This window comes from Roseococcus sp. SDR (assembly GCF_019083995.1).
Classification (GTDB): Bacteria; Pseudomonadota; Alphaproteobacteria; order Acetobacterales; family Acetobacteraceae; genus Roseococcus.
In genome coordinates, this window is record NZ_JAHRCU010000010.1 from 16,670 (window position 1) to 41,349 (window position 24,680).

The 24,680-nt window shown below is 70.6% G+C and carries 27 protein-coding genes; 9 read left to right on the forward strand and 18 right to left on the reverse strand.

Features of this window, described 5'->3' with window-relative positions; translation table 11 throughout:
- Positions 1-36: 36 nt before the first annotated feature.
- From KTR66_RS12685 to KTR66_RS12695, 3 genes are read right to left on the reverse strand one after another with little or no spacing between them, the layout of a single operon-like run.
- Entirely contained in the window at positions 37-798 is a 762-nt protein-coding gene (locus KTR66_RS12685) for an SDR family oxidoreductase (RefSeq protein WP_213612979.1), read from the reverse strand.
- A gap of 18 nt (positions 799-816) precedes the next feature.
- A complete protein-coding gene (locus KTR66_RS12690) occupies positions 817-1,563 on the reverse strand; it encodes an amino acid ABC transporter permease (protein ID WP_213612980.1) in 747 nt (248 codons plus the stop codon).
- A gap of 4 nt (positions 1,564-1,567) precedes the next feature.
- The gene (locus tag KTR66_RS12695; protein WP_213612981.1) at positions 1,568-2,365 is read right to left on the reverse strand and encodes an ABC transporter substrate-binding protein; all 798 of its coding nucleotides are present in this window, start codon (positions 2,363-2,365) and stop codon (positions 1,568-1,570) included.
- A gap of 87 nt (positions 2,366-2,452) precedes the next feature.
- Between KTR66_RS12695 and KTR66_RS12700 the strand changes: the two genes are divergently transcribed.
- The 4 genes from KTR66_RS12700 to KTR66_RS12715 are packed head-to-tail and all read left to right on the forward strand — an operon-like array spanning position 2,453 to position 5,880.
- Positions 2,453-3,388, forward strand: a complete 936-nt coding sequence (locus KTR66_RS12700) for an arginase family protein (RefSeq protein WP_213612982.1) — start codon at positions 2,453-2,455, stop codon at positions 3,386-3,388.
- 41 nt (positions 3,389-3,429) lie between these two features.
- Positions 3,430-4,329 (forward strand): YicC/YloC family endoribonuclease, encoded by a 900-nt coding sequence (locus KTR66_RS12705; RefSeq protein ID WP_213612983.1) that lies wholly within the window; start codon positions 3,430-3,432, stop codon positions 4,327-4,329.
- Positions 4,319-4,951: a guanylate kinase gene (gmk, locus tag KTR66_RS12710; protein WP_213612984.1), complete on the forward strand. Its 633-nt coding sequence runs from the start codon at positions 4,319-4,321 to the stop codon at positions 4,949-4,951. Before KTR66_RS12705 ends, gmk begins: the two co-directional genes overlap by 11 nt.
- Positions 4,948-5,880 (forward strand): AEC family transporter, encoded by a 933-nt coding sequence (locus tag KTR66_RS12715; RefSeq protein ID WP_213612985.1) that lies wholly within the window; start codon positions 4,948-4,950, stop codon positions 5,878-5,880. Before gmk ends, KTR66_RS12715 begins: the two co-directional genes overlap by 4 nt.
- Here KTR66_RS12715 and KTR66_RS12720 read toward each other — a convergent pair.
- The 8 genes from KTR66_RS12720 to KTR66_RS24805 form a co-directional block, all read right to left on the reverse strand.
- Entirely contained in the window at positions 5,843-7,468 is a 1,626-nt protein-coding gene (locus KTR66_RS12720; protein ID WP_213612986.1) for a hypothetical protein, read from the reverse strand. The two genes, KTR66_RS12715 and KTR66_RS12720, sit on opposite strands and share 38 nt — an antisense overlap.
- Positions 7,465-8,142, reverse strand: coding sequence for a cysteine hydrolase family protein (locus KTR66_RS12725; protein ID WP_213612987.1), 678 nt, complete (start codon positions 8,140-8,142; stop codon positions 7,465-7,467). Before KTR66_RS12725 ends, KTR66_RS12720 begins: the two co-directional genes overlap by 4 nt.
- Before the next feature lie 138 nt (positions 8,143-8,280).
- A complete protein-coding gene (locus KTR66_RS12730) occupies positions 8,281-9,765 on the reverse strand; it encodes a Ppx/GppA family phosphatase (RefSeq protein WP_213612988.1) in 1,485 nt (494 codons plus the stop codon).
- Between the two features lie 4 nt (positions 9,766-9,769).
- On the reverse strand, positions 9,770-11,938 hold the full coding sequence (locus KTR66_RS12735; protein ID WP_213612989.1) for an RNA degradosome polyphosphate kinase: 2,169 nt from the start codon (positions 11,936-11,938) through the stop codon (positions 9,770-9,772).
- Between the two features lie 9 nt (positions 11,939-11,947).
- On the reverse strand, positions 11,948-12,655 hold the full coding sequence (locus tag KTR66_RS12740; protein ID WP_213612990.1) for a chromosomal replication initiator DnaA: 708 nt from the start codon (positions 12,653-12,655) through the stop codon (positions 11,948-11,950).
- Between the two features lie 136 nt (positions 12,656-12,791).
- Entirely contained in the window at positions 12,792-13,916 is a 1,125-nt protein-coding gene (locus KTR66_RS12745) for an AI-2E family transporter (RefSeq protein WP_249732088.1), read from the reverse strand.
- The gene (locus KTR66_RS12750; RefSeq protein ID WP_213612991.1) at positions 13,913-14,473 is read right to left on the reverse strand and encodes a CDP-alcohol phosphatidyltransferase family protein; all 561 of its coding nucleotides are present in this window, start codon (positions 14,471-14,473) and stop codon (positions 13,913-13,915) included. The genes KTR66_RS12745 and KTR66_RS12750 overlap by 4 nt, the downstream gene beginning before the upstream one ends.
- 13 nt (positions 14,474-14,486) lie before the next feature.
- Entirely contained in the window at positions 14,487-15,134 is a 648-nt protein-coding gene (locus tag KTR66_RS24805) for a hypothetical protein (protein ID WP_249732089.1), read from the reverse strand.
- An 82-nt stretch (positions 15,135-15,216) separates the two neighbouring features.
- Between KTR66_RS24805 and purM the strand changes: the two genes are divergently transcribed.
- The 4 genes from purM to KTR66_RS25290 are packed head-to-tail and all read left to right on the forward strand — an operon-like array spanning position 15,217 to position 17,869.
- Positions 15,217-16,296, forward strand: a complete 1,080-nt coding sequence (gene purM, locus KTR66_RS12760; protein ID WP_249732100.1) for a phosphoribosylformylglycinamidine cyclo-ligase — start codon at positions 15,217-15,219, stop codon at positions 16,294-16,296.
- Complete coding sequence (gene purN / locus KTR66_RS12765; protein WP_371819116.1) at positions 16,293-16,973, forward strand: phosphoribosylglycinamide formyltransferase; 681 nt, start codon at positions 16,293-16,295, stop codon at positions 16,971-16,973. Before purM ends, purN begins: the two co-directional genes overlap by 4 nt.
- Positions 16,974-16,984: 11 nt before the next feature.
- Positions 16,985-17,143 (forward strand): aa3-type cytochrome c oxidase subunit IV, encoded by a 159-nt coding sequence (locus KTR66_RS12770; protein ID WP_213612994.1) that lies wholly within the window; start codon positions 16,985-16,987, stop codon positions 17,141-17,143.
- Positions 17,144-17,158: 15 nt separating this feature from the next.
- The gene (locus KTR66_RS25290; RefSeq protein WP_213612995.1) at positions 17,159-17,869 is read left to right on the forward strand and encodes a potassium channel family protein; all 711 of its coding nucleotides are present in this window, start codon (positions 17,159-17,161) and stop codon (positions 17,867-17,869) included.
- Between the two features lie 52 nt (positions 17,870-17,921).
- Here the strand turns inward: KTR66_RS25290 and ndk are convergent, their stop codons facing one another.
- On the reverse strand, positions 17,922-18,344 hold the full coding sequence (gene ndk / locus KTR66_RS12780; protein WP_213612996.1) for a nucleoside-diphosphate kinase: 423 nt from the start codon (positions 18,342-18,344) through the stop codon (positions 17,922-17,924).
- Between the two features lie 138 nt (positions 18,345-18,482).
- Between ndk and KTR66_RS12785 the strand changes: the two genes are divergently transcribed.
- Positions 18,483-20,351, forward strand: coding sequence for an ABC-F family ATP-binding cassette domain-containing protein (locus KTR66_RS12785; RefSeq protein WP_213612997.1), 1,869 nt, complete (start codon positions 18,483-18,485; stop codon positions 20,349-20,351).
- Here the strand turns inward: KTR66_RS12785 and KTR66_RS12790 are convergent.
- From KTR66_RS12790 to KTR66_RS12815, 6 genes are read right to left on the reverse strand one after another with little or no spacing between them, the layout of a single operon-like run.
- Complete coding sequence (locus tag KTR66_RS12790; protein WP_249732090.1) at positions 20,326-20,703, reverse strand: type II toxin-antitoxin system VapC family toxin; 378 nt, start codon at positions 20,701-20,703, stop codon at positions 20,326-20,328. The two genes, KTR66_RS12785 and KTR66_RS12790, sit on opposite strands and share 26 nt — an antisense overlap.
- Positions 20,690-20,941 (reverse strand): FitA-like ribbon-helix-helix domain-containing protein, encoded by a 252-nt coding sequence (locus KTR66_RS12795; protein WP_213612998.1) that lies wholly within the window; start codon positions 20,939-20,941, stop codon positions 20,690-20,692. Before KTR66_RS12795 ends, KTR66_RS12790 begins: the two co-directional genes overlap by 14 nt.
- Before the next feature lie 45 nt (positions 20,942-20,986).
- Positions 20,987-21,901 (reverse strand): ROK family protein, encoded by a 915-nt coding sequence (locus KTR66_RS12800; RefSeq protein WP_213612999.1) that lies wholly within the window; start codon positions 21,899-21,901, stop codon positions 20,987-20,989.
- Entirely contained in the window at positions 21,898-22,752 is an 855-nt protein-coding gene (locus KTR66_RS12805; RefSeq protein WP_213613000.1) for a CoA ester lyase, read from the reverse strand. The genes KTR66_RS12800 and KTR66_RS12805 overlap by 4 nt, the downstream gene beginning before the upstream one ends.
- Complete coding sequence (locus KTR66_RS12810; protein ID WP_213613001.1) at positions 22,749-23,429, reverse strand: GntR family transcriptional regulator; 681 nt, start codon at positions 23,427-23,429, stop codon at positions 22,749-22,751. The genes KTR66_RS12805 and KTR66_RS12810 overlap by 4 nt, the downstream gene beginning before the upstream one ends.
- Positions 23,430-24,641, reverse strand: a complete 1,212-nt coding sequence (locus tag KTR66_RS12815; RefSeq protein ID WP_213613002.1) for a CaiB/BaiF CoA-transferase family protein — start codon at positions 24,639-24,641, stop codon at positions 23,430-23,432.
- Positions 24,642-24,680 lie beyond the last annotated feature (39 nt).

A 24,680-nucleotide genomic window follows, 5' to 3' on the forward strand; every position in this document is an offset into this window, starting at 1 on the left:
CTGGTGGCGAGGAGATCGGCCGGGCGGGCGGGTGCGTCAAGCCGCCTTCGGCTCGAAGCGCATCAGCAGCGCGTTGCGCCAGGTGGGGGGCAGCGCGCCGGTCACGCGGCTCATCGCATAGAGGCCCCAGGGATAGACCACGCGCAGCCTGCCGGCGCGGATGCCGGCGAGCGTGCGCTGCGCGGCCTCCTCCGGCTCCATCAGGCCGGGCATGGGGAAGGCGTTGCGGTCGGTGATGGCGGTGCGGATGAAGCCGGGGCAGATGGCGTGCAGGCGGATGCCGCGCTGGCGCTCCGTGGCATCGCGCGCCTCGGCCCAGCGCTGCACGGCGGATTTGCTGGCGCAATAGGCGGGCGCGGTGGGGCCGGCCACGAAGGCGGCGATGGAGGCGATGACGGCGACGCGGCCGCGCAGCCCATCGGCACCCGGCGGCTGTTCGACCATGGCCTCGATGGCGGGCAGGCAGGTGTTCAGCACGCCGGTCACATTGGTGTCGAAGATGTCGCGCACCACCTCGGGCGCTTCCATGCCGGTGCCCGTGCCGGCGCTGATGCCGGCATTGGCGATGACGAGATCGAGCCGCCCGGCGCCTGCGATCCAGGCCCGCATGCCCGCGGCGTCCCGGACATCGAGGCCGACCGGGTGCACCGTGGCGCCCTTCGCCGCGCAGGCGGTGGTGGTGGCGGCCAGGCGCGTCACGTCGCGCGCCGAGAGATGCAGGGTGACACCGGGGGCGGCGCATTCGCGCGCCAGCGCCGCGCCAAGCCCGGCCGAGGCGCCGGTGATGAGGATGCCCATATCCAGTCCCGCTGAGGTTCAGGCGGATTTGGCGGGCGCCTCGCTCCGTGTCGAGAGGCTGCGCGAGAGGATCGCGTCCTTGCTGCCGCCCATCACCTCGGCGGCGAGCGAGCCGGGGATGGCGGCGCGGCGCTCGGCGGTGACGAAGAGGCGGGCGATGAGCGTGCAGATCGTGTAGTAGATCAGCGCCACTAGGCTGTAGATCAGCAGCACGCGGAAGGTGGCGCTCGCCAGCAATTCGCCCGAGCGCATGAGCTCCAGCACCGAGATGGTGGCAACCAGCGAGGTCTCCTTCACCAGCACCGTCGCGTAATTGCCGAGCGCGGGCAGGATGGTGCGGAAGGCCTGGGGGGCGACCACGAGCGCGAAGGATTGCAGCGGGCTGAGGCCCAGCGCGAGGGCCGCCTGGCGCTGGCCGCGATCCACCGCCTGGATGCCGCCGCGGAAGAGCTCGGCCAGATAGGCGCCGAAATTGAGGCTGAGCGCGAGGACGCCCGCCACGAAGGCGGGCATGACGATGCCGAGCTCGGGCAGGCCGTAATAGATGTAGAAGATCTGCAGCAGCAGCGGCGTGCCGCGGATGAGCGAGATGAAGCCGCGTGCGGGCGCCGAGAGCAGCGTGACGCCGGACATGCGCGCGCCGCAGACGAGCAGGCCGACGGTGACGGCACCCACGGCCGAGCAGGCGGCGAGCGCCAGCGTCCAGACCGCGCCGCGCAGCAGCGCGGGCATGTAGAGCAGGATTTCAGCCCAGAGCTCGGCCATCAGCTCAAGGGATCAGCGTGTCGGGGATGTCCCAGCTGGTGAGGATGCGCAGCAGCTCGCCCTCGGCCTTGATCGCTGCCACCGCCGTGTTCACGGCGGCGAGCAGCGTCGCGTTGCCCTTGGCGACCGCCATGCCGATCTGCCAGCGATTCACGGGCGTATAGCCCTGGACGAGCTTGAGGTCGGTGAGGCGCCGCGCGCGGAGCTGATAGGCGATGCTGGGCGGGTCGATGAGGGCCACGTCAATGCGGCCGGCGCGCAGGTCCAGCAGCATGGTGGGCGCGTCGGGATAGGTCCGCACCTCGCGGATGCCGGGGACGGCGCGCAGCATCTCGAGCTGCACGGTGCCGACCTGGGCGCCGACATTCTGGCCGGAGAGGGCGTTGAGGTCGGGGTAGGCGCGGTTGTTGTTGCCGCGCGTCACGAAGCCCTCGCCCCAGCCATAGATGGGGATCGAGAAATCCAGCACCTCGGCGCGGGCGGGCGTGATGAAGAGGGGGGCCGACATGAGGTCGGCGCGGCCGCTCGTGATCTCGCCGATCAGGCTGCCGAAGGGCACTTCGGAGAAGGTGGCGCGCACGCCGATCCGCCGCGCGACGGATTCGCCCACCTCGAACATGATGCCGCGCAGCGTGTTCGTCGTCGGGTCCAGAAAGCCATGCGGCGGCGAGGCGGAGGTGGTGACGATGCGCAGCGTGCCGCGCTGGCGGATCGCATCCAGCGACTGGGCGCTGGCAAGGCCGGCGGGCAGGCCGAGGCCCGCGGCGAGAAGGAGGGAACGGCGGCTGGTCTCGACACTCACGGCGCATCTCCTGCTGTCTGGCGTGAGATTGACCGAGCCTCCCGCGATGCACAAGACTTGTCCGGAACTCTGCTGGAGCTGCGATCCATGGCCTCCCCCTTCACGCCGCCGCTGACCTTCATGGGCATGCCCGCGGGTGCGCCGGGGCCGGGCAATCGCGTGGCCATTCTGGGCGTGCCGTTTGATTGCGGCATCCACCCCTTCCGCATCGGCAGCCGCGAGGGGCCGGCCAGCGTGCGCGCGCAATCGGGGCTGACGCGGCGGCATCATCCCACGCTGGCGGATGTGGATATCCCGACGCTGCTGGGCGCGGTGGATGCCGGCGATGTCGCGGGCATCACGCCGGGGAAGATCGCCGAGGCGCATCCGCTGATCGAGGCGGCGGCGGATGCGATCCTGACGGCGGGCGCGGTGCCGATCGGCATCGGTGGCGATGGCTCGGTCTCGCTGCCGCTCATGCGCGCGGCGGCGCGGCATCATCCGGGGCTGGTGGCGCTGCATGTGGACAGCCACACGGATGCCTATCCGTACAATCCGGATGACCCCTTCGATGCGTCGAACCAGTTCACCCATGCCGCCGAGGAAGGCCTGGTGGACCCGAATTCCACCTGGCATGTCGGCATCCGCGGCTTCACCGGCGTGCGCGGCGTGCTGAAGCATGCGGACAAGCTCGGCTTTCGCGTGCTGACGACGGAGGATCTGATCCGCCGCGGCACGGCGCAGGCGATGACCGAGTTCCGCGAGGTGGTGGCGGACCGGCCGCTCTATCTGTGCTGGGACATGGATGTGTTCGACCCGTCGGTGGCGCCCGGTGTCGCGACGCCCTCCTGGGGCGGGCTGACGGCGCGGGAGGGGATCGAGCTGATGCGCAGCCTCTCCGGGCTGAACATCGTGGCGATGGATTTCAACACGGTGAGCCCGGGGCATGATGTGCAGGGGATGGCGGCCTCGCTTTGCGGGCACATGATGATGGAGGCGATGATCCTGCTGGCCGGGCGCTGGGGGCTGCTGCCGGAGGGGTGACACTCCCTGGACAGGCTGCGCGGCGCGGAGGACAAGCGGGGATGACCCAACGTCTCTGCAGCATGACGGGCTTCGCGCGTGAGGCCGGACTTCTCCCCGATGGCACCGCCTTCGCCTGGGAGATGAAATCGGTGAATGGGCGCGGGCTGGAGCTGCGCTTCCGCCTGCCGCCGGGGCTCGATGCGCTGGAAGGCCCGGCGCGCGAGGCGGCGGCCAAGCGCTTCAAGCGCGGCAATGTGCAGATCGGCCTGACCTTGAAGCAGGAGGGCCGCGCGCCGCTCTCGCCCGACATGGCGGCCCTCGACCGGATGGTGGAGCTGGCGGAGGCCTTGGCTGCGCGGCTCGGCGCGGAGAAGCCGCGGGCCGAGGCGCTGCTGGGCTTGCCCGGGATTTTCCGCGCCGAACAGCCCGAGCCGAGCGAGGCGGAGGAGGAGGCGCGCCGTGCGGCGCTGCTGGCCGCCTTCCAGCGCGCGCTGGCGGCGCTGTGGGATTCGCGCGCGGCGGAGGGGGCGCGGCTTTCGGGCATCCTCACCGCGCTTTTGGATGAGATCGAGGCGCTGTGCGCGGCGGCTGCGACGGAGGCCGCGACGCAGCCGGCCGCGCAGCGCGCGAAGCTGATGGAAAGCCTGGACGCGCTGCTGGGCGAGAGTGGACGCGCGCGCTTCTCCGAGGATCGTCTCGTGCAGGAGGTGGCGCTGCTCGCCGCGAAATCCGATGTGCGGGAGGAGCTGGACCGGCTGGGCGCGCATCTCGCCGCCGCCCGCGCCTTGGTGGCGGAAGGCGAGGGGGCGGGGCGGAAGCTCGATTTCCTGGTGCAGGAATTCGTGCGCGAGGCGAATACGCTGTGCAGCAAATCGGCGAGCGTGGCGCTGACGCGGATCGGGCTGGAGTTGAAGGCCGCCATCGAGCGGCTGCGGGAGCAGGCGGCCAATGTTGAGTGATGCCCCACGCAGAGGCGTTTGCTTGGTCCTCGCCTCCGCGCCGGGCGGCGGCAAGACCAGCGTCTCGCGCGAATTGCTGAAGACCGAGCCGGAGCTCTCGCTTTCCGTCAGCGCCACCACCCGCGCGCCGCGCCCGGGCGAGGAGGAGGGCGTGCACTACTTCTTCCGCACGCAGGAGCAATTCGCGGCCATGGTCGCGGCCGACGAGCTGCTGGAGCATGCGACCTTCCTCGGCCGCTCCTACGGCACGCCGCGCGCGGCGGTGGAGGCGGCGCTGTCGGCGGGGCGCGACGTGCTGTTCGACATCGAATGGCAGGGGCACCGGCAGCTGCGCGAGAAGATGCCGGCGGATGTGGTGGGCATCTTCCTGCTGCCACCCTCGATCGAGGAGCTGGAGCGCCGCCTGCGCGGCCGCAACCAGGACAGCGACGAGGAGATCGCGAAGCGCATGAAGGCCGCCCGCACCGAGCTCGCCCATTGGGACGAGTTCGACCATGTGCTGGTGAATGAGGATTTCTCGGCGACCGTGGCGGCGGTGCGCGCCGTGCTGCATGCGGCGCGCACGCATCGCAGCCGACAGCCCTGGCTGCCGGGCTTCGCGGCCCGATTGCTCGGCGCGTGAGGGAGGCCTTCCTCGTCCTGATCGAGGTGGTGGCGCCGATCTTCGCCATCATCGCCGCCGGGTATTTCTGCGCGGCGCGCAACATCGTGGATGCGGCGGGGTTCAAGGGGCTGAACGTCTTCGCCTTCTCGCTGGCGGCGCCCGCGCTGCTCTTCGCCAGCGGCACGGCGGGGCACCAGGGCGGAGGGGCGGCGGCCTTCGCGTATTTCCTTGCGGCGGGTCTGCTCTATGCCGTGGTGCTCTGGGGCGCGCGGCGGGCCGGCATGGGGCTGGCGGCGGGCGGGATGCTGGCGCTCGATGTCAGCTACGGCAACACGGTGATGATGGGCATTCCGCTCATCCTCGCCGCCTTCGGCACGCCGGGGCTTTCCATCCTGCTGACCATCCTGGCCCTGCATTCCATGGTGCTGCTGGGGGCTGCGACGGTGGTGGCCGAGATCGGGCAGAATGACCGCGCCGCACCCCTCAAGCTGCTGAAGACCACGGCGCTGGGTGTGGCGCGCAATCCGGTGGTGATGGCGGTGATCCTCGCCATGCTCTGGAGCACGCTGCATCTGCCGGTGCCGGGTGCCGCGCGGCGCACGCTGGAATTGCTGGGGGCCGCTTCGCCGCCCGTGGCGCTCTTCTGCCTGGGCGGCAGCCTGCGCGGCTTCGATGCGCGGCATGCCTGGAAGCAGATGTCGGTGACCGTCTCGCTCAAGCTGGTGGCGCTGCCGCTGCTGGTCTGGGCCATCACGGCGGCGATGGGGCTTTCGGAGCTGGAGATCGCGGTGGCGGTGGTGACGGCGGCGCTGCCAACCGGCGCCAATGCCTTCCTGCTGGCGCGGCGCTATGCGGTGGGGACGGAAGCCTCGGGCGCCTCCGTCCTGGTCTCCACGCTGCTCTCGCTGCTCACGCTGACGGTGCTGCTGGCGGTGTTCCGGCCGTAGCTTCGGCCTTGGGCGCGGGCTTCAGCTTCGCCTTGGCCTTCGCCACCAGATCCTCCACCCAGGCCGGCGCCTGCCCCTCCTGCCGGGCGCAGGCCATGAGGAACACCGCCACCATGAGGTAGGCGAAGGCGAGTGCCGGCGTCACCGCGAAGCCCACCGCCGGGCCATGCATCAGGCCGAAGAAGGTCATCACCGCGCCGGCCGCCGCGAAGCCCGAGGCCTTCACATAGTCGCGCTCGATGATGAAGACGGCGATGGCGCCGAGCACGAGGCCACCCAGGATCGCGCCCTCGCCCATCACGGCCAGGCCCGGATAGAGCACGCCCATGCCGATCAGCTTGTCCATGCCGACGGCGGCCGCATTGGTGCCGGCGGCCCCCAGCGCGCCATCGATCAGCGTCTTCGCCCAATGCGCGAGATGCGGCGTGAGTGAGAGGACGACGGCCGGCGCATGGCCCTTCGGCACCTCCTGGAAGGCCTGCGCGCCAATCAGCATGCCGATGTAGAGCAGGATGGGCGCGATCGCGACGACGGGCACCAGCGCCAGCAGCACCGAGGCGATGCCGAGCCAGGTGAAGACCAGCACCGCCACACCCGTCGCCGCCGAATAGCCGATGCGCCCGCCCATGGATTTCCAGCCCGGGTGGCCGATATAGACGGCGTTGATGAAGGGGTTGCCCATGCAGCAGCCGATCAGGCTCACCACGCCATCCGCCGTCAGCACGCGCGTGGTGGGGTAGTGGTCGCCGGCGGCTTCGGCGCTCTCCACATTGTCCAGCGCTTCCACGAGGTCATAGATGCCGAAGGGAATGGCGGTGACCAGGATGATGCCGATGAACTGGAAACCGCCGAAGACATGCCCGATGGCGGGGATGGGAATGTGCAGCCCCAATTGGCTGAAGGAGGCGCCGAGTGCCGTCAGCCCCACGCCGCCGAAGCCGAGGCCGATGGCCGCCGCCCCCCAGGCGATGACCAGGCCGAAGGCGATGGCCACCAGCCCCGCCGGAATGTTGCGCGGATAGCGGAAGCCGCCGAACCAGGCGACGAGGATCACCGCGAAGCAGATGAGGCCGAGGATCGGCGTCATGAACATCTCCAGCGCCGGGCGCATGGCGATGAAGGTGACGGAGACGCCGGCCAGCGTGCCGAGCAGGGCGGCGCGCGGCGTGATGCGGCGGATCCAGGGGGCGGCATGCGCGCCGAAGATGAGCACGAAGCTCTGGATGAAGACCCAGGTGAGCCCGGCCTCCCACCCCTTGATCGGATCGCCCGTCATCCGCGCGATGGGCATCATGATGACGAGGCAGACGACGAACATGTGCGGCACTGAAATGCCGGAGGGCAGGGCGCAGACATCCGAGCGCCCCGTCTCCTTCATCAGGCGCCAGCCGAGCCAGGCGTAGTAGCCGGTGGAGAGGAACATCATGAGGCCGGCCGCGGGCAGGATGCGGCCGAAGACGATCTCATCCGGCATGCCGACGACGAAGCGCAGCAGGCCGGTCAGCACCAGCAGGTTGACCAGGATATTGGTGCCGAAGCCGAACAGGGCGTTCCAGTCGCCCGGCGTCCAGAGTTGCGTGCGCATCATGCGGGGCTCTCCCTGAGGGCGGTGGTGGCGGCGGCGGAAGACGCGACCCAGCCGAAGATCCCGCCTTGGGCATGGATCATGGCGAGGGCGGCGGTGTGGAATGCGGGGAAGTAGGAGGCGCAGGCATCGCTGATGACGGCGCAGCGGAAGCCGCGGTCATTGGCCTCTCTGACGGTCGTGCTGACGCAGACCTCGGTGGTGACGCCGGCGACCAGCAGCGCCTCGATACCGCGGTTGCGCAGGATGTTCTCGAGGTCCGTCGCCCAGAAGGCGCCCTTGCCGGGCTTGTCCAGCACCACCTCGCCGGGGAGCGGCGCCAGTTCGGGGATGATGTCGTGCCCGGCCTCGCCGCGCACCAGGATGCGGCCCATGGGGCCGGGGTCGCCGATGCGCATGCCGGGCGGGCTGCGGGTGAGCTTGGCGGGCGGGCAATCGGTCAGGTCGGGGCGGTGGCCCTCGCGCGTGTGGATCACGAGCAGTCCGGCGGCGCGGCTGGCGGCGAGCAGTGCGGCGCAGGGGGCGATGGCCGAGTGGAGCTGTGACACGTCATTGCCCAGCGCCGCGCCGAAGCCGCCGGGCTCCAGGAAGTCGCGCTGCATGTCGATGATGATCGTGGCCGTGCGGGCGGGCTCGAAGGTGAAGGGGCCAGGCAGGGCCTCGATCCGACGCAGCATGCACAACCCTCCGGGTGTCGGAGGGAGTTAGCCCGGGCGCCGCAGGGTCTGGTGCGATAAAATGCGTGCGAATGGGGCGATTCCGCCGGGGTGACGGGTGGAATCGCCCTGAATCACGGCGTCATGCCGCGAAATTGGTCAGGCGACGTCCAGCGCCGGGTCCAGGCCGAGGGCGAGTGCCAGCACCTCCAGCCGGCGCAGCACGCTTTCGCCCGCGAAGACGCCGGCGCCCTGTTCGAGGCGCAGCACCAGCCGCCGCCCGCGCCGTTCAAGCTGCGTGGCATCGAGCAGGGAGGGCACGCCGCCCGAGAGGGTATAGGCGAGGCGCAAAGCAGCGCCGAGAATCTCCGCCCGCCGCACCGAGGCGGCGGAGAGCAGCAGCCGCGCGGGGGCGAGCCAGGGCGCCTGCGGGTCGGCCTCGTAGCGCAGGGCGGCCACCAGCGCCAGGAAGGCGCGGGCGTGGTGGTCGAGGCCCACGCCATGCAGGCGCAGCAGGCGGAAGAAGGCCTGTTCGGCGCGATATTCCGGGTGGTCCAGCGCGCCGCTGTCACTGATCCAGCAGGCGGCGATGCGCAGGCCGGGCTCGGCATCGCCCTCCTCGATCAGCGGCTCCGTCCAGCGCAGAAGCGCGGGCGGCAGGCCGGGATCGCGGCCGAGGCGGAGGCCGATCTCCTGCGCGGCGGCCAGCAGCGGGTCGCGCGCGCGCTCGGCCGCGTGCAGGCGGCGGCCATACCAGCCCTCCCGCAGCCCATTGGCCGAGAAGACGACGCGCGCGGCGCCGGAGGCCCGTAGCACGCGGCGCATCACCACGGCGGCGAAGGGCAGATCGCCCACGCGCTTGGTGGGTGCGGCGGGCATGCGCTCCAGCGATTTGCGCGGCGCGTTCATGACCACGCCCGCGAGGTCGCGCGCTTCCTCACGGCGGATCGCGTAGTGATGCACGATGGAGAGCGGATAGCCCGTCTGCGCGATATGGATGCGGGCCAGCGCGCGGAAGGTGCCGCCGACGAGGAAGAGGTCCTTCACCGGCGTGGCGCCGAGCCAGGGCACACGCTTCAATTCGGCCTCGGCGATGCTGCGCGCGCGCGCGATGTCGCCCTCCGCGCGGTCGGCGAGGCGGATGGTGCCGAGCGGCAGCGACGCCGTCTCCATGATGCGGCCCTGCACGAGGCGGACGAGTTCGAGCGAGCCGCCGCCCAGATCGCCCAGCACGCCATCGGCCTGGGGTACGCCGAGCAGCAGGCCCTCGGCCGAGAAGCGCGCCTCCTCATCGCCCGAGAGGATGGTGATGCGCGCGCCGGGCATCACCTGCTCCAGGCCCGCCATGAAGGCGGCGCCGTTGGTCGCATCGCGCACCGCGGCCGTCGCCAGCACCTCCACCGGATCGGCGCCCATGCCCTGGGCCAGCGCGTGGTAGCGGCCGAGCACGGTCAGCGTCTGCGCGGCGGCTTCCTCGTTCAGCAGGCCGGTGCTGTGCAGGCCGCGGCCGAGGCCCAGCACCGCCTTCTCGTTGAAGATCGCATGCGGGTTGCGCAACAGGCCCTCATAGACGACGAGGCGCACGGAGTTGGAGCCGAGATCCACCACGCCGAAACGGGGCGGGTGCTGGGGCGAAGTCGCCATCAAATCAATCCTGATGCAGTCGGTCCGTCTTGGGGCGGCGCGCCGGCGGGCGGGGCTTGGGCGCGTGGAGCGCGCTGCCCCGGCCGGAGAGGGAGGGGTTGGTCATGAAATACTCATGCGCCGAGAATTGGCGCGGATCGGGCGTGCGGCGGCGCCAGGTGCCATCCGGCTCCAGGTCCCAGCTCTGTGCGGCGTCGCGCAGGTTGACCACCATGATCTGGTCCAGCACCTGGGCATGCACGGTGGCGTTCTCGACCGGCACCATGGTCTCCACGCGCCAATCCATGTTGCGCGCCATCCAGTCGGCCGAGGAGATGTAGACGCGGGCGCGGCGGCTGGGCAGGCGGTGGCCATTGCCGAAGCAGTAGATGCGGGAATGCTCCAGGAAGCGGCCCACGATGCTCTTCACGCGGATGTTTTCGGAGAGGCCGGGCACGCCGGGGCGCAGGCAGCAGATGCCGCGCACGACGCATTCGACGCGCACGCCCGCCTGGCTCGCGCGATACAGCGCGTCGATCAGCTCATTATCCACCAGGCTGTTCATCTTGAGCCAGATGCCGCCGGGCTTGCCGGCCATGGCGAAGGCGATCTCCTGCTCGATCAGGCCCATCAGCGAGGGGCGGATGGTGAGCGGTGCGAAAGCGAGCCGTTCCATCGCCTCGGGCCGGGCATAGCCGGTCATGTAGTTGAACAGCTTGGAGGCATCGCGCGTCAGCACCGGGTCGGCCGTGAAGAAGCTGAGGTCGGTGTAGATGCGCGCCGTGATGGGATGGTAGTTGCCCGTGCCGAAATGCGCGTAGCTGCGCAGGCTCTGCCCCTCGCGCCGGATGACGAGGCTGATCTTGGCGTGGGTCTTGAGCTCGACGAAGCCATAGACGACCTGCACGCCGGCCGCCTCCAGCTCGCGCGCGATGGAGATGTTGCGCTCCTCGTCGAAGCGCGCCTTCAGCTCCACCATGGCGGTGACGGATTTGCCGGCCTCGGCCGCCTCGATCAGGGCGCGGGCGATGGGGCTGTCGCGGCTCGTGCGGTAGAGCGTCTGCTTGATGCCGACCACATTGGGGTCGCGCGCCGCCTGGCGCAGGAACTGCACCACCACGTCGAAGCTCTCATAGGGGTGGTGGACCACGATGTCCTTGGCGCGGATCGCGGCGAAGCAATCGCCGCCGAAATCCAGGATGCGTTCGGGGAAGCGCGGCGTGTAGGGCGTGAACAGCAGGTCCGGCCGGTCATCCACGATCAGCGCCTTGAGGTCCGCCACACCCAGCAGCCCGTCCACGGTGAAGACGGCGTTGCGGTCGGCGTCCAGCTCCTCGGCTACGAAGTCGATCATGTCGGACGGCATGCGCGCATCGACCGCGAGGCGGATGGCACGCCCGCGACGGCGGCGCTTCAGCGCCGTTTCGTAGCTGCGGACCAGATCCTCGGCCTCTTCCTCGAATTCCACGTCGGTGTCGCGGATCAGGCGGAACAGGCCGCGCTCGGCCGGGATGAAGCCAGGGAAGAGGTGGTGCAGGTTCAGCGCCACCACATCCTCCAGCACGACGAAGCGGATGCCGCCCTCCATGCTCGCCGGCATGCGGATGAAGCGGTCCACCTGGGGCGGCAGGTTGATCAGCGCCCGCATGGTGCCGCCATCCTCCTCGCGCACCAGCTTCAGCACCATGCAGAGGGCGAGGTTGGAGATGAAGGGGAAGGGGTGGGCGGGGTCAACCGCGAGCGGCGTGATGAGCGGGAAGATGCGCTCGAGGAAGTAGTGCTCCAGCCAGGCGACATCCACCGGCTGCAGCTCATCGGCGTCCAGCACGGCGAAGCCGGCGGGGCGGAGCAGATGGCGCAGCGTCCGCCAGGCCTCCTGCTGACCCTCGATCAGCGTCGCACCCCGCGCCTGGATGGCGGCGAGCTGCTGGGTGGGCGAGAGGCCATCCGGCGTCAGCGCCTGCACGCCCTCGCGTTCCTGCCCGACCAGGCCGGCGACGCGCACCGAGTAGAATTCGTCGAGGTTGGAGCCGGAGATGGCGACGAATCTGAGGCGTTCGAGCAGCGGGTGCTGGGGGTTCGCTGCCTCCTCCAGCACGCGCGTGTTGAAGTCGAGCCAGGAGAGCTCCCGGTTGAAGAAGCGGCCCGGATCGGTGAGCGGCTGGGGAAAGGGGATGGCTTCGGCGGTGGACATGCGGCGAGCCTATAGCAAGGCCGCGCCGGGGGGCACCGCTTCCGCGTCGGATGTCTCCGAACCGTCATCCATCAGGGGGGCGAGCACGGCCAGCGAGGCGGCGCGCGTCAGGCGGCGGCCGGCGGCGAGCGAGGCGCGGTCGAGGCGCGCCACGGCTTCCGCCATCACCGCGGCGCGGCGAGGCAGGCGGCGGCGGAGCGTGGTGAGGAGCGCCGGGTCGAGCGCGATCTGCCGATCGGCCAGATGCTTGGCGAGGAGCGCGTCGAGCAGCGCGTCCGAGGGTTCATCGAGCAGGGCGACGGCGGTGGCGGCGAGGCGCGAGCGGAGATCGGGCAGCGCCACGCGCCAGCGGGATGGCGGGCGGGCGGCGGCCATCAGCAGAGGCAGCCGGGCCTCGGCGCAGGCGTTGATGAGGTGGAAGAGGGCGGCTTCCTCGCCGGGGAGGTCGGCCTCGTCCAGCGCCACGCCGCGGGTCGGCGCCTCGGGCAGGCCGGTCAGGCTGGGGCCGCGCAGCAGGGTCCAGCCCTCGGCCTCGGCCGTGGCGTGCAGCAGATGCGTCTTGCCGGTGCCGGGCGGGCCGGCGAGCAGCAGGCGGCCATCGGGCCAGCGATCCGGCGCCGAGAGCCAGCGCAGCGCCTCGTCATTGCTGGCGTCGGGCACGAAATCCGCGGCGGCGTAGGAGGGCTGGGCCTCCAGCTGCAAGAGCAGCTGGGTCATTGTTTTCGGCCCTCAGACGGCGGGCGCCGGCTCCGCCGGCTTGCCTTCGCGCCGTGCCGGGTGCGCGGGTGGGAAGCGCGGTCTGGGCGCGCCGGCCGCGGTGCGGCCGGATTTTCCATGCGCATCGCGGGTTGGGTCACAATCCTGTCCTCGGCGGGTCGAGGTAGAGGGGGCTTTCCAGGTAGCGCCGCAGCCAGTGGCGGGCGAGGACGCCGATCGCGGCCGCGATGGGCACGGCCAGCAGCACGCCCAGGAAGCCGAAGGCCACACCGCCCGCGAAGAGCGCGAAGATGACCCAGACCGCGTGCAGCTCCACCCGGTCCCCGATCAGCCGGGGGTAGATGATATAGGCCTCCAGCACCTGGCCCACGACGAAGACGGCGACGACCATCAGCACGCCGTTCCAGTCGCCCCATTGGCCGATGGCGAGCAGCACGGCGAGCGCGAAGCCGGTGAAGGAGCCGACATAGGGGATGAAGGAGAGGAAGCCCGAGATCAGCCCGATCATCAGCCCGAGTTCGAGCCCGATCAGCGAGAGCGCGCTGGCATAGAAGACGCCGAGTGCCAGGCAGCAGAGCAATTGCCCGCGCAGCCAGGCCGAGAGCACGCGGTCCATGTCGCGCGCCAATTGCCGGAGCGAGGCGGCGGAGCGGCGGGGCAGCCAGCTCTCCATCCGCGCCATGATGCCCGGCCAGTCGCGCAGCAGGTAGAAGCTGACGACGGGGGTGACGATGGCCAGCGTGAAGACGTTGAACAGCGCGAAGCCACCGCCGATGAGGCGCGTGGCGGCGGTGCCGAGCCAGCTGACCATGGCGCCCGCCTGGCCGATGATGAGTTCGCGCAGGCGGGCATCCACCATCTCGGGGCCGGCCGCTTCCTCGAGCGAGAGCAGGAAGTCCCGCAGATTGGCGTTGATGGTGGCGATGTAGCCGGGCAGGCGCGCCAGCAGGATGCCGATCTGCGCGATGATGAGCGGGTAGAGCAGCAGCAGGGCCAGCAGGCCGAGCAGCAGCAGCAGGAAGACCAGCCCCATGGCGGCGACGCCGCGCGGCACGCCGAGGCGGGCGAGGCGCGTGGCCAGCGGGTCAAGGAAATAGGCGATGCAGATGGCCAGCACGAAGGGGGTGAGGATCCCCGCGAAGAGCCAGAAGGCGGAGACCAGTACGGCCAGCACGCCCAGCGTCAGCATGGTGCGCTGGCGGCGGGTGGCGACCATCGGGCCCGGGCGGCCGCGGCCGGGGGCGGGGATCAGGTCGCTCATGCGGGCATGCGGCGCGCGGCCTGCACGACATAGGCGATGCCCGAGGCGGCCGTGCTGGCCGCGACCAGCCAGATGAGCAGCGTGACCGCGGTTTCCATCGGCACGGCGAAGCCATGGACGAAGAGGGCCAGCGCGGCGAGCGCGATCTGCAGCAGCGTGTTCAGCTTGCTGATCCAGAGCGGCTTGATGGGTGGCCGGTTGCCCACCATCCAGAGCAGGGTGAGGCCGCCCACGATCACGAGGTCACGGAAGACGACGAGGATGGCGAGCCAGTCGGGCAGCACGCCGATGGCGGCGAGCGTGACATAGACCGAGACGAGCAGCGCCTTGTCCGCCACCGGGTCGAGCAGCGCGCCGATGGCCGAGCGCGCGTTGCGCACGCGGGCCAGCCATCCGTCCAGCGCGTCCGAGATTCCGGCGGCGAGGAAGAGCAGGAAGGCATGGTCCAGCCGGTGCTGCAGGATGAGCCAGATGGTGCCCGGCACGGCGAAGAGCCGCGCCAGCGTGATGACGTTGGGCAGCGTCAGCAGGACCTGTGGGGGCGGGCTGTCGCTCATCGCGGGTGCGGGCTCAGCCCCCGGAACCCAGCGCGACCTGCCAGCTGGCGCCATTCTCGGTGACGATCAGGCCCGCGCCGCCGAGCGCCGCCGCGGCCTCGCCCGCCGGTTGCCGCAGGCCGAGCCGGAAGCGCGCCGCATCCATGCTGAGCGAGATGATCTCCATGCTCGCCACGCTGCCCGAGGCGCGCAGCCGGCGCCGCAGCTCCAGCCATTCGGAGAGGGAGCTGTGCCGGCTGCTGGCTTCCATGAAGGACTGCGCCGCCATGGGGATGTTGAGCGCGAGGCCGCCGCCGCCCCCGGCCGGCGGCGTGAAGCTGCGCCCGGTTGTGGAGGCGACGAGGCCCGGGTTGAACTGCACGGTGAGCCGCCCGGAATAGCGCGTGGGGGTGGTGCGCTCCTCCTCCACGATGAGGGCGGCGACCATGTTTTCGAGTTGCGAATCCGGCGGGATGGGGCCGCCCGTGGCGCCCGTCTGTTCCAGCAGGCGCTGCCAGGCGATGCGCCGCGCACTGGCATGGGCGCGGTCACGGGCGAGGACGGCGTTCTCGGCCGTGGCCTCGGCCGGGACGCCGCGCTGGACCAGGGGGTTGTCCTGGGCGGCCAGGGGGGCGCAATACAGGAGGAGCAGCGCGGCCGCCGCCAGCAGATGTCGGGCCATCGATTGTCGGATTGTCGCGCCGCCCCTGACCATCTATCCCATCCTCTTCATTCCATGTCCGTGTAGCCCATCGGAGGCGGCCCTGAACAGTTCCGAGAAGCCCGAAGCCCCCGCGCAGGGCCTGACCTATGCCGCCGCCGGGGTGGATATCGAGGCGGGCGATGCGCTGGTCGAGCGGATCAAGCCGCTCGCTCGCAGCACCAATCGCGCGGGCAGCATGGGGGGCCTGGGCGGCTTCGGCGCTCTGTTCGACCTGAAGGCGGCGGGCTTCACCGACCCGGTGCTGATCTCCTCCACCGATGGCGTGGGCACCAAGCTGCGCCTGGCGATCAAGGCGGGCATCCATGGCAAGGTCGGCATCGACCTCGTCGCCATGTGCGTGAACGACCTGATCGTGCAGGGGGGTGAGCCGCTTTTCTTCCTGGACTATTTCGCCACCGGGAAACTCGATGTCGCGCAGGCGGCCGAGGTCGTCTCGGGCATCGCCGAGGGCTGCCGCCAGGCGGGCTGCGCGCTGGTGGGTGGCGAGACGGCCGAGATGCCCGGCATGTATCACGGCGGCGATTATGACCTGGCTGGCTTCTCGGTGGGCGCGGCCGAGCGCGGCGCGCTGCTGCCGAAGGAGGTCGGGCCGGGCGATGTGCTGATCGGGCTCGGCTCCTCCGGCGTGCATTCCAACGGGTTTTCGCTGGTGCGGCGGGTGATCGCGGCGGCGGGGCTGGCGCTGACGGATGAGGCGCCCTTCGCGCCGGGGATGAGCCTGGGCGAGGCGCTGCTGGCGCCGACGCGCATCTATGTGAAGCCGCTGCTGGCGCTGCATCGCGCGGGGCTGCTCAAGGCGGCCGCGCATATCACGGGCGGCGGGCTGCCGGGCAACCTGCCGCGCGTGCTGCCCGAGGGCGTGGGGGCGGAGGTCGTGGCCGGTTCCTGGCCGGTGCCGCCGGTGTTTTCCTGGCTGGCGAAGGCGGGCGGCGTGGCCGAGGCCGAGATGCTGCGCGTCTTCAATTGCGGGCTCGGCATGGTCTGCGTGGTGGCCGAGGCGGATGCGGAGGCCGTGCTGTCGCATCTCACGGCTTCGGGCGAGGCGGCGTTCCGGGTGGGGCGCCTCGTCGCCGCGACGGGCGAGGCGGAAGTGACCATGCAAGGTACGCTCGGCCTGTGAACCGGCCGCGCGTCGCGATCCTGATCTCCGGCCGCGGCTCCAATATGGTGGCCCTGCTGGAAGCGGCGGCGCATCCCGACTACCCGGCCGACATTGCTCTCGTCATCTCCAACCGCGCCGATGCGGGCGGGCTCGACCGTGCCAGGGACATGGGGGTGCCGGCGCTGGTGGTGCCGAGCCGCGGCCGCACGCGCGAGGATTTCGAGGCCGAGCTCGGCGCCGTGCTGGCGCGGGAGGGAATCGAGATCCTGGCGCTGGCGGGCTTCATGCGCGTGCTCACGGCGGGCTTCGTCTCCGCCTGGGAGGGGCGGATGATCAACATCCATCCCTCGCTGCTGCCGAGCTTCCCGGGCCTCGACACCCATGCGCGCGCGCTGGCCGCCGGGGTCCGCCTGCATGGCTGCACGGTGCATCTCGTGAGTGCCGGCGTGGATGAGGGGCCGATCCTGGCGCAGGCGGCCGTGCCCGTGCAGATGCATGATACGGAGGAGACGTTGGCCGCCCGTGTGCTGGAGCAGGAGCACCGGCTGTATCCGGCGGCACTCGCCTGGCTCGCGGCGGGGCGGGTGCGGGTGCAGGCGGGCCGCGCCTATGTGGCGGCGGCGGATGCGCGCGGGCGCCTCGTGAACCCCTTGCCGGCCGGCGCGGCAGTTTCTACACAAGCCCCACGCGATTGAGGAACAAGGGCATGGCCGAACAGCCGATGAGCATCGAGATGGTCGAAGTGAAGGCCGAGGACATCATGGGCGAGCGCCGTGACATGTTCGATGGCTTCATCACCGCCACCAAGTGGGGCATCGGCGCCACGGTCGTCTTGCTGGTCGCCATCTACCTCTTCTTCGGCTGATCCGGGCGCCCGCCGGTGAAGCGGGCGCTGCCGCGGGGCGAGCATGCGCTCCACCCGCTTCTGCTGGCGCTCCTTCTGCTCATGCTGGGCGTGAAGCCGCTGGTCGAGATGGGCTGGCTGCCGCGCTTCTCCCTCGCGCTGGGGCTGCAGGCCGTGATCCTGGCGGGGCTGTTCTGCCTCGATTCGGCGCGCAACCGCCGCCGGCACCTTGTCATCGCCGCGCTGCTGACCGGGGCGGGCCTGCAGGGGCTGGCGCTGGGCCTGCCGGGCGGCCCGCCGGGGCTGGTCGCGGCCGGGGCGGCGGCGCTTTCGCTCGCCGTGCTGATGGTGGCGATCCTCGTGCAGGTCTTCGCCGCGGGGCCCGTCACCATGCGCCGCATCGAAGGGGCGATCGCGGCCTATCTCTTGATCGGCCTGATCTTCGCGTGCCTGTTTGACCTGGTGCAGGGGCTCGACCCCGGCGCTTTCCAATACAACGGCCCGGCGCCGGAGGCCCGGCAGGTGGTGGGGCACCTCTTCTTCAGCTTCGTCACGCTGACCACCACGGGCTATGGCGATGTGGTGCCGGTGCATCCGGTGGCGCGGGCGCTCGCCATCCTCGAGGCGCTGATCGGGCAGCTCTACCTCGCGATCCTGCTGGCGCGGCTGGTTTCGCTGGAGATCGCGCATCGCCGGGACGGCGCGGGGGAAAGCCGTCGGGATGGCGGGAAGCCCGACCCCAAATGAAAAAGGCCGGGCGTTTCCGCCCGGCCTTTCATGATCGGCGCGGTGTGGCCGCTCAGCCGACCAGTTCGCAGCCCGCGAAGAAATAGGCGATCTCGATCGCGGCATTCTCCAGGCTGTCGCTGCCATGCACGCTGTTCGCCTCGATGCTCTCGGCGAACATCTTGCGGATGGTGCCCTCGGCAGCGTTGGCGGGGTTGGTGGCGCCCATCAGGTCGCGATGGGCCTGCACGGCGTTCTCGCCTTCCAGCACCTGCACGACCACGGGACCGGAGACCATGAAGTCCACCAGGTCATTGTAGAAGGGGCGGGCGGCGTGCACCTCGTAGAACTTCTTGGCGTGCTGGCGGCTCATCCAGATGCGCTTCTGCGCGATGATGCGCAGGCCGGCCTTCTCGTAGACGGCGTTGATGGCGCCGGTCAGGTTGCGGCGCGTGGCGTCCGGCTTGATGATGCTGAAGGTGCGTTCGATGGCCATGGAGGGCGTCCCTTGACGTGATGTGGGGGGCAATTGCCCAAGCCCGCGCTGGGACGCAAGCCCCGGGCGGCAGATTCGCGGGGCTGGGGCCGCATATCGGGCATGTCCCGGCGCCGTGATTCTGGGTAAACCGCGCGCATGACCGTGCTCACCATTCAAGACCTGACCATCCGCATGGCCGGCCGCCCGCTGATGGAGGGCGCCTCGCTGCAGGTGGACACCGGCCGGAAGATCGGGCTTGTCGGGCGCAATGGCGCCGGGAAATCCACGCTGATCAAGGCGATCCTGGGCGAGTTGCAGCCCGATGGCGGCGAGATCCGCATCGCCCAGCGCGCGCGGCTCGGCCATGTGGCGCAGGAGACGCCGGCGGGCGAGACGGCGCTGCTCGACATCGTGCTGGAGGCGGATACGGAGCGCGCCGCCCTGCTGGCCGAGCTGGAGGCCCATCCCGAGCCGGTGCGGGCGGGCGAGATCCATGAGCGGCTGCTGGCGATCCAGGCCGATGCGGCGCCGGCCCGCGCCGCGACCATCCTGGCCGGCCTCGGTTTCGACGCCGAGGCGCAGCAGCGGCCGAGCTCGGAATTCTCGGGCGGCTGGCGCATGCGCGTCAGCCTGGCCCGCGCGCTGTTCCTGGAGCCCGATCTGCTGCTGCTGGATGAGCCGACCAACCACCTCGACCTCGAGGCGGCCATGTGGCTGGAGGGCTGGATCCAGCGCTTTTCGGGGGCGGCCATCATCATCAGCCATGACCGGGGGCTCTTGGAGCGCTGCGTGGATTCCATCGCGCATCTGGATCGGCAGAAGATCACGCTCTACCCGGGCAATTTCGACAATTTCGTGCGGGTGCGGACCGAGCGCGCGGCGCAGGTGGTGGCGCAGAATGCGCGGATCGCGGCGCAGCGGGCGCATATGCAGGCCTTCGTGGACCGCTTCCGCGCCAAGGCCACCAAGGCCCGCCAGGCGCAGTCCCGCCTCAAGGCGCTGGAACGCCTGCCGGCGATCGAGAGCGTGATCGAGGATGTGGCGACCCGCTTCGAATTCCCGCAGCCCGAGCCATTGCCGCCGCCCATCCTGACCGTCAGCCGCGGGCGGGCGGGCTATGGCAATCATGTGGTGCTGCGCGACCTGGATATCCGCATTGACCAGGAGGACCGGATCGCGCTCTTGGGCGCCAACGGCAATGGCAAGTCCACGCTGGCCAAGGTGCTGGCGGGGCGGCTCAGCCCGCTCTCGGGCGAGGTGCATCGGGACCGGCGGATGCGCGTAGGGTATTTCGCGCAGCATCAGGAGGATGACCTGGATCTGGAGGGCACGCCGCTCAGTCACATGATGGACGCGCTGCCGAAGGCCACGCCAGGGCAATGCCGCTCGCAGCTCGCGCGCTTCGGCCTCGATTCCGAGCGGGCGGAGACGCCGGTGAAGGGGCTTTCGGGCGGCGAGAAGGCGCGGCTGCTGATGGCGCTGACGACGCGCGACGCGCCGCACATGCTCATCCTGGACGAGCCCACCAACCACCTGGACATCGATGCGCGCGAGGCGCTGGTGAAGGCGCTGGCGGATTACGAGGGGGCGGTGGTGCTGATCAGCCACGACCCGCATCTGGTGGAGCTGGTGGCGGACCGGCTCTGGCTGGTGGGCGGCGGGAAGGTCACGCCCTTCGATGGCGACCTGGATGACTATCGCGCGCAGCTGGGCGGCCGCACGGCGGCGGCGGCGCGGCGCGAGGAGCGCAAGGATGAGCGCAAGCAGGGGCGGGTCGCCGGCGTCGAGGCGCGGGCGGCGCATGCGCCGCTGCGGGCGCGGCTGAAGGGCATCGAGGTCACGCTCGAGAAGCTGAACGACGAGGCCAAGGTGATCGAGACGGCGCTGGCCGATCCGCGCCTCTATGAGCGCAACAAGACCGACCTGATCGCCCGCGCCACGGCGCGGCGCGCCGCCATCGCCAAGGAAGTCGAGCGGCTGGAGATGGAGTGGCTGGAGATCACGGAGAAGCTGGAGGCGGCGTGAGGGCGAGCAGCGCCTTGTCCAGCGTGATCAGGGGTGCATCCAGGCGGCGGGCGAGCCAGAGATAGCTCGCGTCGAAGTGGGTGAGGCGTGTGGCCTCGGCGAGGGCGAGGACCTCGGCGTGGTCCACGGGATATTCCTCGATGGCGAGGCGCGTGTGCAGCGCGTAGCCGGCCAGGAAGGCTTCGCGCAGCGTCGGCTGCCGCCGACACTTGATCTGGCAGACATTCGCCAACTCATAGCCAAAGAGGGTGGGGGCGGCGAGGCGATGGCCCTCGATCCGCGCCAGGACCTCCGGCCCTTCGGCTTCGTCGAAGACCAGCGCGGCGATGGCGGAGGCGTCAACGATCCGCAAGATTGTCCCGGTCGCGGTCGGCGCGGATGATCTCCACACTGTCGCTCGGCGTCTTGATGCCGAGGGCGCGGATCTCCGCCAGCAAGGCAGCGGTGTCCACGCCCGGCTTCTCCATCGCGGCCTTCTCGATGATGGCTAGGAGTTCGCCCTGAAGGGAGCGGTGGTTGCGGGAGGCGCGTTCGCGGAGGCGCTCGACCACCTCGTCGGGGGCGTTCTTGATGGAGAGGGTGACGGGCATGGTTCCACTTTGGCTCCAGAGTGGCGCCATTATGGAGCCAAGGGTTCAGGCTTTCAACGCCAATTGCGCGAGGCCCAGCAGGCCGGGCTGCGGGTGGGTGATGCGCCGCACCGGCACGCGGGCGAGGTAGCTCCGCATGCGGGGGCGATCCTGGAAGCGTTCCAGGAAGGCGGCGCGGTCGGTGGGGACACGGGCGACACCGCCGGCGAGAGATACGCCGCCGCGCGCACCGAGCAGCAGGGCCACATCGCCGCAGAAACCCGCGAGGCCGCGCCAGAAGATGGCCAGCGCCTCCTGCGCCACGGGGCAGCCGGCTTCGGCGGCGGCGCTGATCTCGGGGCCATCGCGGGGCGGGACGGCGATGCCGCGCAGTTCGGCGATGCCTTCATGCAGCGTGGCGAGGCCGAGGCCGGAGAGGAAGTCTTCCGCGCAGACGGCGCCTTGGCGGGCGCTGAGCCAGGCCAGCAGGGCGGCTTCGGTCGCATCGCGCGGGGCGAAGCCCATATGGCCGGCCTCGGTCGCCAGCGCGCCATGGCCGGGGAGGAAGCCGGCGACGCCGAGGCCGGTGCCGGGGGCGATGATGGCCTGGGGCGCGCCTGGGACGGCTTCGCCCGCCTGCCAGGTTTCAAGATCATCCGGGGTGAGGGCCGGCAGCGCCCAGGCCATGGCTTCGAGGTCGTTCACGAGGCGCAGGCTGGTCAGGCCGAGGGCGGCGGCCAGCGCGGGCGCGTCGAAATGCCAGGCAGCGTTGGTCAGGCTTGCGCGATCGCCCTCGATGGGGCCGGCGATGGCAAGGATCGCGCGCGTGGCCGGGCCAAGCACCGCCAGCGCGGCCTGGATGGCGGCGAGCGGTGTGGCGTGCTCCGCCACGCGCTGGGCCACGACCACGCCATAGCGGCCGCCGCTGGCCAGCGCGAAGCGGGCCTGGGTGCCGCCGATATCGCCGATCAGCGTGCTCACGCGGCGGCGGCTTCCTCGCTGAGGGCGATGATGCGCTCCATGCGCGGCACCAGGTCCATGGCGATGAATTCGCCATCCACCAGCGCCACCGCCTCACCGCGCGCGGCGGCCTGCGCGTAGGCGGCGACGAAGCGGCGGGCCTTTTCCACCTCGGCCGCATCGGGGGTGAAGGCGGCGTTGATGGGGGCGATCTGGTCGGGATGGAAGACCACCTTGCCGGAGAAGCCGAGCTCCTTGGCGGCCAGCGCATCGGCATGCGTCGCTTCCACGTCGCGCAGGCCGAGCAGATAGGGCGCGTCGATCGCCTGGATGCCGACCGCGCCGCAGGCGGCGGCGATGGTGGCGCGGGGGAATTCCAGCGCGCGGGCGGTGAGCGCGCCGCCGGTCTGCAGCGTGTAGTCGCCCGGGCCGAAGAACATGCCGACGAGGTTGGGCGAGGCATCGGCGATGGCCAGCGCGTTCAGCACGCCGCGCGGCGTCTCCAGCGTCGCGATGATGCCGATGTCGCGGCCCGCCAGCGCGGCGTCGAGCTGCTGGAGCTGCGCCGCACTCTCCACCTTGGGCACCAGCAGCGCGTCGAGGTGATCGAGCGGCAGGGCGGCGAGGTCACGCGCGAAATCCTCGGTGCCGATGCCATTGATGCGCACCGCGCGCTCGCGCCGGCCGAAATGCACCTCGCGCAGCACGGCGGCGATGGTGGCGCGGGCCTCCTCCTTGCGGCTGGGGGGCACGCCATCCTCGAGGTCGAAGGCGAGGCTGTCGGCTTGCAGGGTCGCGGCCTTTTCCAGGCGCTCGCGGCGGTGGCCGGGGGTGATCATCATGGAGCGGCGCAGGCGCCAGGGCTTGGTCATGCGGGGATTCCAGCGGGTGGGGTGAGGCCGAGGCGGCGGAAGCCGCTGTCCAGGATGACGCGGCGGAACTCGGCTTCCGCGCGGTCGGGGTCGCCCGAGCGCAGCGCGGCGAGGAGGTGGTCGTGGTTCTGCAGCACGCCGGCGCCGCCTCCCTCGAAATCCGGGTGACGGTGCAGAAACAGGCGCACCAGATGCGACATGGACAGCCAGGCGCGCAGCAGGAATTCATTGCCCGATTGGCGGCAGACCAGCTCGTGGAAATGCCAGTCGGCGTCGCGCCATTCGGCGACGCGGCCGGCGCGGGCGGCCTTCAGGATGCGCGCGTGCTGCGCCTCCAGCTCCTTCAGTTGCGCCGGTGTGGCGCGGGCGGCGAGCAGGCGGGCGGCCATGCCTTCCAGCGTGGCCCGCATCACCACCATCTGCGCCGCCTGCTCGGGCGAGACCTGGGCCACGCGGGGCGAGCGGCCGGGCTGGCGTTCCACCAGGCCCTCGCCCTCCAGCGCCTTCAGCGCCTCCCGCAAAGGCCCGCGGCTCACGCCGAAGCGGGCGGCGAGGCTCGCTTCGATGATCCGCTCGCCCGGCGCCAATTCGCCCGCGCGCATCGCCTCGACCATGCGCGCGGCCAGCGTCTCCGGGAGGGAGGCGCGGGGCGGCAAGGTCCAGGCGCCATCGGCCATTCAGATGACCTGCAGCTTGGTGAGGCGCTCGATCTCGGCCTCGTCCAGCTTCAGCCAATCCTTGTAGACCTCGTCATTGTGCTCGCCCATGGAGGGGCCGAGCCACTTCACCTGGCCGGGCGTGTCGGTCAGGCGCGGGACGAGGTTGGGGATGGCGAGTTCGCCGACGCGGGGGTCCTGCATGCGCAGGATATTGCCGCGATGGGCGTATTGCGGGTCCTGGAAGATCTCATCCACCGAATAGACCGGGCCGCAGGGCACCTGCTCGCGCTCGCAGATCGCCATGAGTTCGTCGCGCGTGTACTGGCTGGTCCAGTTGCCGACATATTCATCCACCTCGGCGCGCGCGGCCTCGCGCTGCTTGATCTTCCCCCACTTGCCCTCATTGGCCCATTCGGGAACGCCCATGGCATCGGCCAGGCGCGCGAAGATCTTGTCCGAGGTGCAGGCGATGGCGATCCAGCGCTTGTCCTTGGTGGGATAATGGCTGTGCGGCACGACATTGACGGTGCCCGGCCCCATGCGCTCGCGCACATAGCCGTTGAGCTGGAAGGAGGGGGCGAGCTCATCCAGGATGCGGAAGATCGGCTCATAGAGGCCGATATCCACGACCTGGCCGCGGCCCGTCTTCTCGCGCGCCTGGATCGCCAGCAGCGCGCCGAGCGCGCCATAGAGGCCGGCCAGATAGTCGGGGATGGTGGCGGAGCCGGGCGTGACCGGCGGGCGATCCGGATAGCCCGCGAGGTAGGAGAGGCCGCCAAAGGCATTGCCGATGCGGCCGAAGCCGGGGCGGCCGCTATAGGGGCCGGTCTGCCCATAGCCCGAGATGCGGACCATGATGAGGCGGGGGTTCACCTCCTTCATCACATCCCAGCCCAGGCCCCATTTCTCCAGCGTGCCGGGCTGGAAGTTTTCCACGAGGATATCCGCCTCGGAGACCATGCGCTTCAGCAGCGCCGCGCCATCGGGCTTGCGCAGGTCGAGCGTGGCCGAGCGCTTGTTCCGGCATTCGGAGAGCCAGGGGAGCGTCTCGCCGCATTCGGTGACGGTGCCGAATTTCCGCAGCGGGTCGCCGACGATGGGCAGCTCCAGCTTGATGACGTCGGCGCCGAATTCGGCGAGCTGCGTGGAGCAGAAGGGGCCGGCCAGGAAGCTCGAGACGTCAATGACACGAATGCCGTCGAGCGGCATGACCTTGGGGGTTTCGGACATGGTTTCCTCGGGTTGAATTCTGTTGACAGTTTGCACTGG

Coding starts and splice junctions, on each gene's coding strand:
- KTR66_RS12685 (WP_213612979.1), bottom strand. CDS start 798: ATGGGCATCCTCATCACCGGCGCCTCGGCCGGGCTTGGCGCGGCGCTG.
- KTR66_RS12690 (WP_213612980.1), bottom strand. CDS start 1,563: ATGGCCGAGCTCTGGGCTGAAATCCTGCTCTACATGCCCGCGCTGCTG.
- KTR66_RS12700 (WP_213612982.1), top strand. CDS start 2,453: ATGGCCTCCCCCTTCACGCCGCCGCTGACCTTCATGGGCATGCCCGCG.
- KTR66_RS12705 (WP_213612983.1), top strand. CDS start 3,430: ATGACCCAACGTCTCTGCAGCATGACGGGCTTCGCGCGTGAGGCCGGA.
- gmk (WP_213612984.1), top strand. CDS start 4,319: ATGTTGAGTGATGCCCCACGCAGAGGCGTTTGCTTGGTCCTCGCCTCC.
- KTR66_RS12720 (WP_213612986.1), bottom strand. CDS start 7,468: ATGATGCGCACGCAACTCTGGACGCCGGGCGACTGGAACGCCCTGTTC.
- KTR66_RS12725 (WP_213612987.1), bottom strand. CDS start 8,142: ATGCTGCGTCGGATCGAGGCCCTGCCTGGCCCCTTCACCTTCGAGCCC.
- KTR66_RS12730 (WP_213612988.1), bottom strand. CDS start 9,765: ATGGCGACTTCGCCCCAGCACCCGCCCCGTTTCGGCGTGGTGGATCTC.
- KTR66_RS12735 (WP_213612989.1), bottom strand. CDS start 11,938: ATGTCCACCGCCGAAGCCATCCCCTTTCCCCAGCCGCTCACCGATCCG.
- KTR66_RS12740 (WP_213612990.1), bottom strand. CDS start 12,655: ATGACCCAGCTGCTCTTGCAGCTGGAGGCCCAGCCCTCCTACGCCGCC.
- KTR66_RS12745 (WP_249732088.1), bottom strand. CDS start 13,916: ATGAGCGACCTGATCCCCGCCCCCGGCCGCGGCCGCCCGGGCCCGATG.
- KTR66_RS12750 (WP_213612991.1), bottom strand. CDS start 14,473: ATGAGCGACAGCCCGCCCCCACAGGTCCTGCTGACGCTGCCCAACGTC.
- KTR66_RS24805 (WP_249732089.1), bottom strand. CDS start 15,134: ATGGCCCGACATCTGCTGGCGGCGGCCGCGCTGCTCCTCCTGTATTGC.
- KTR66_RS12770 (WP_213612994.1), top strand. CDS start 16,985: ATGGCCGAACAGCCGATGAGCATCGAGATGGTCGAAGTGAAGGCCGAG.
- ndk (WP_213612996.1), bottom strand. CDS start 18,344: ATGGCCATCGAACGCACCTTCAGCATCATCAAGCCGGACGCCACGCGC.
- KTR66_RS12785 (WP_213612997.1), top strand. CDS start 18,483: ATGACCGTGCTCACCATTCAAGACCTGACCATCCGCATGGCCGGCCGC.
- KTR66_RS12795 (WP_213612998.1), bottom strand. CDS start 20,941: ATGCCCGTCACCCTCTCCATCAAGAACGCCCCCGACGAGGTGGTCGAG.
- KTR66_RS12805 (WP_213613000.1), bottom strand. CDS start 22,752: ATGACCAAGCCCTGGCGCCTGCGCCGCTCCATGATGATCACCCCCGGC.
- KTR66_RS12810 (WP_213613001.1), bottom strand. CDS start 23,429: ATGGCCGATGGCGCCTGGACCTTGCCGCCCCGCGCCTCCCTCCCGGAG.
- KTR66_RS12815 (WP_213613002.1), bottom strand. CDS start 24,641: ATGTCCGAAACCCCCAAGGTCATGCCGCTCGACGGCATTCGTGTCATT.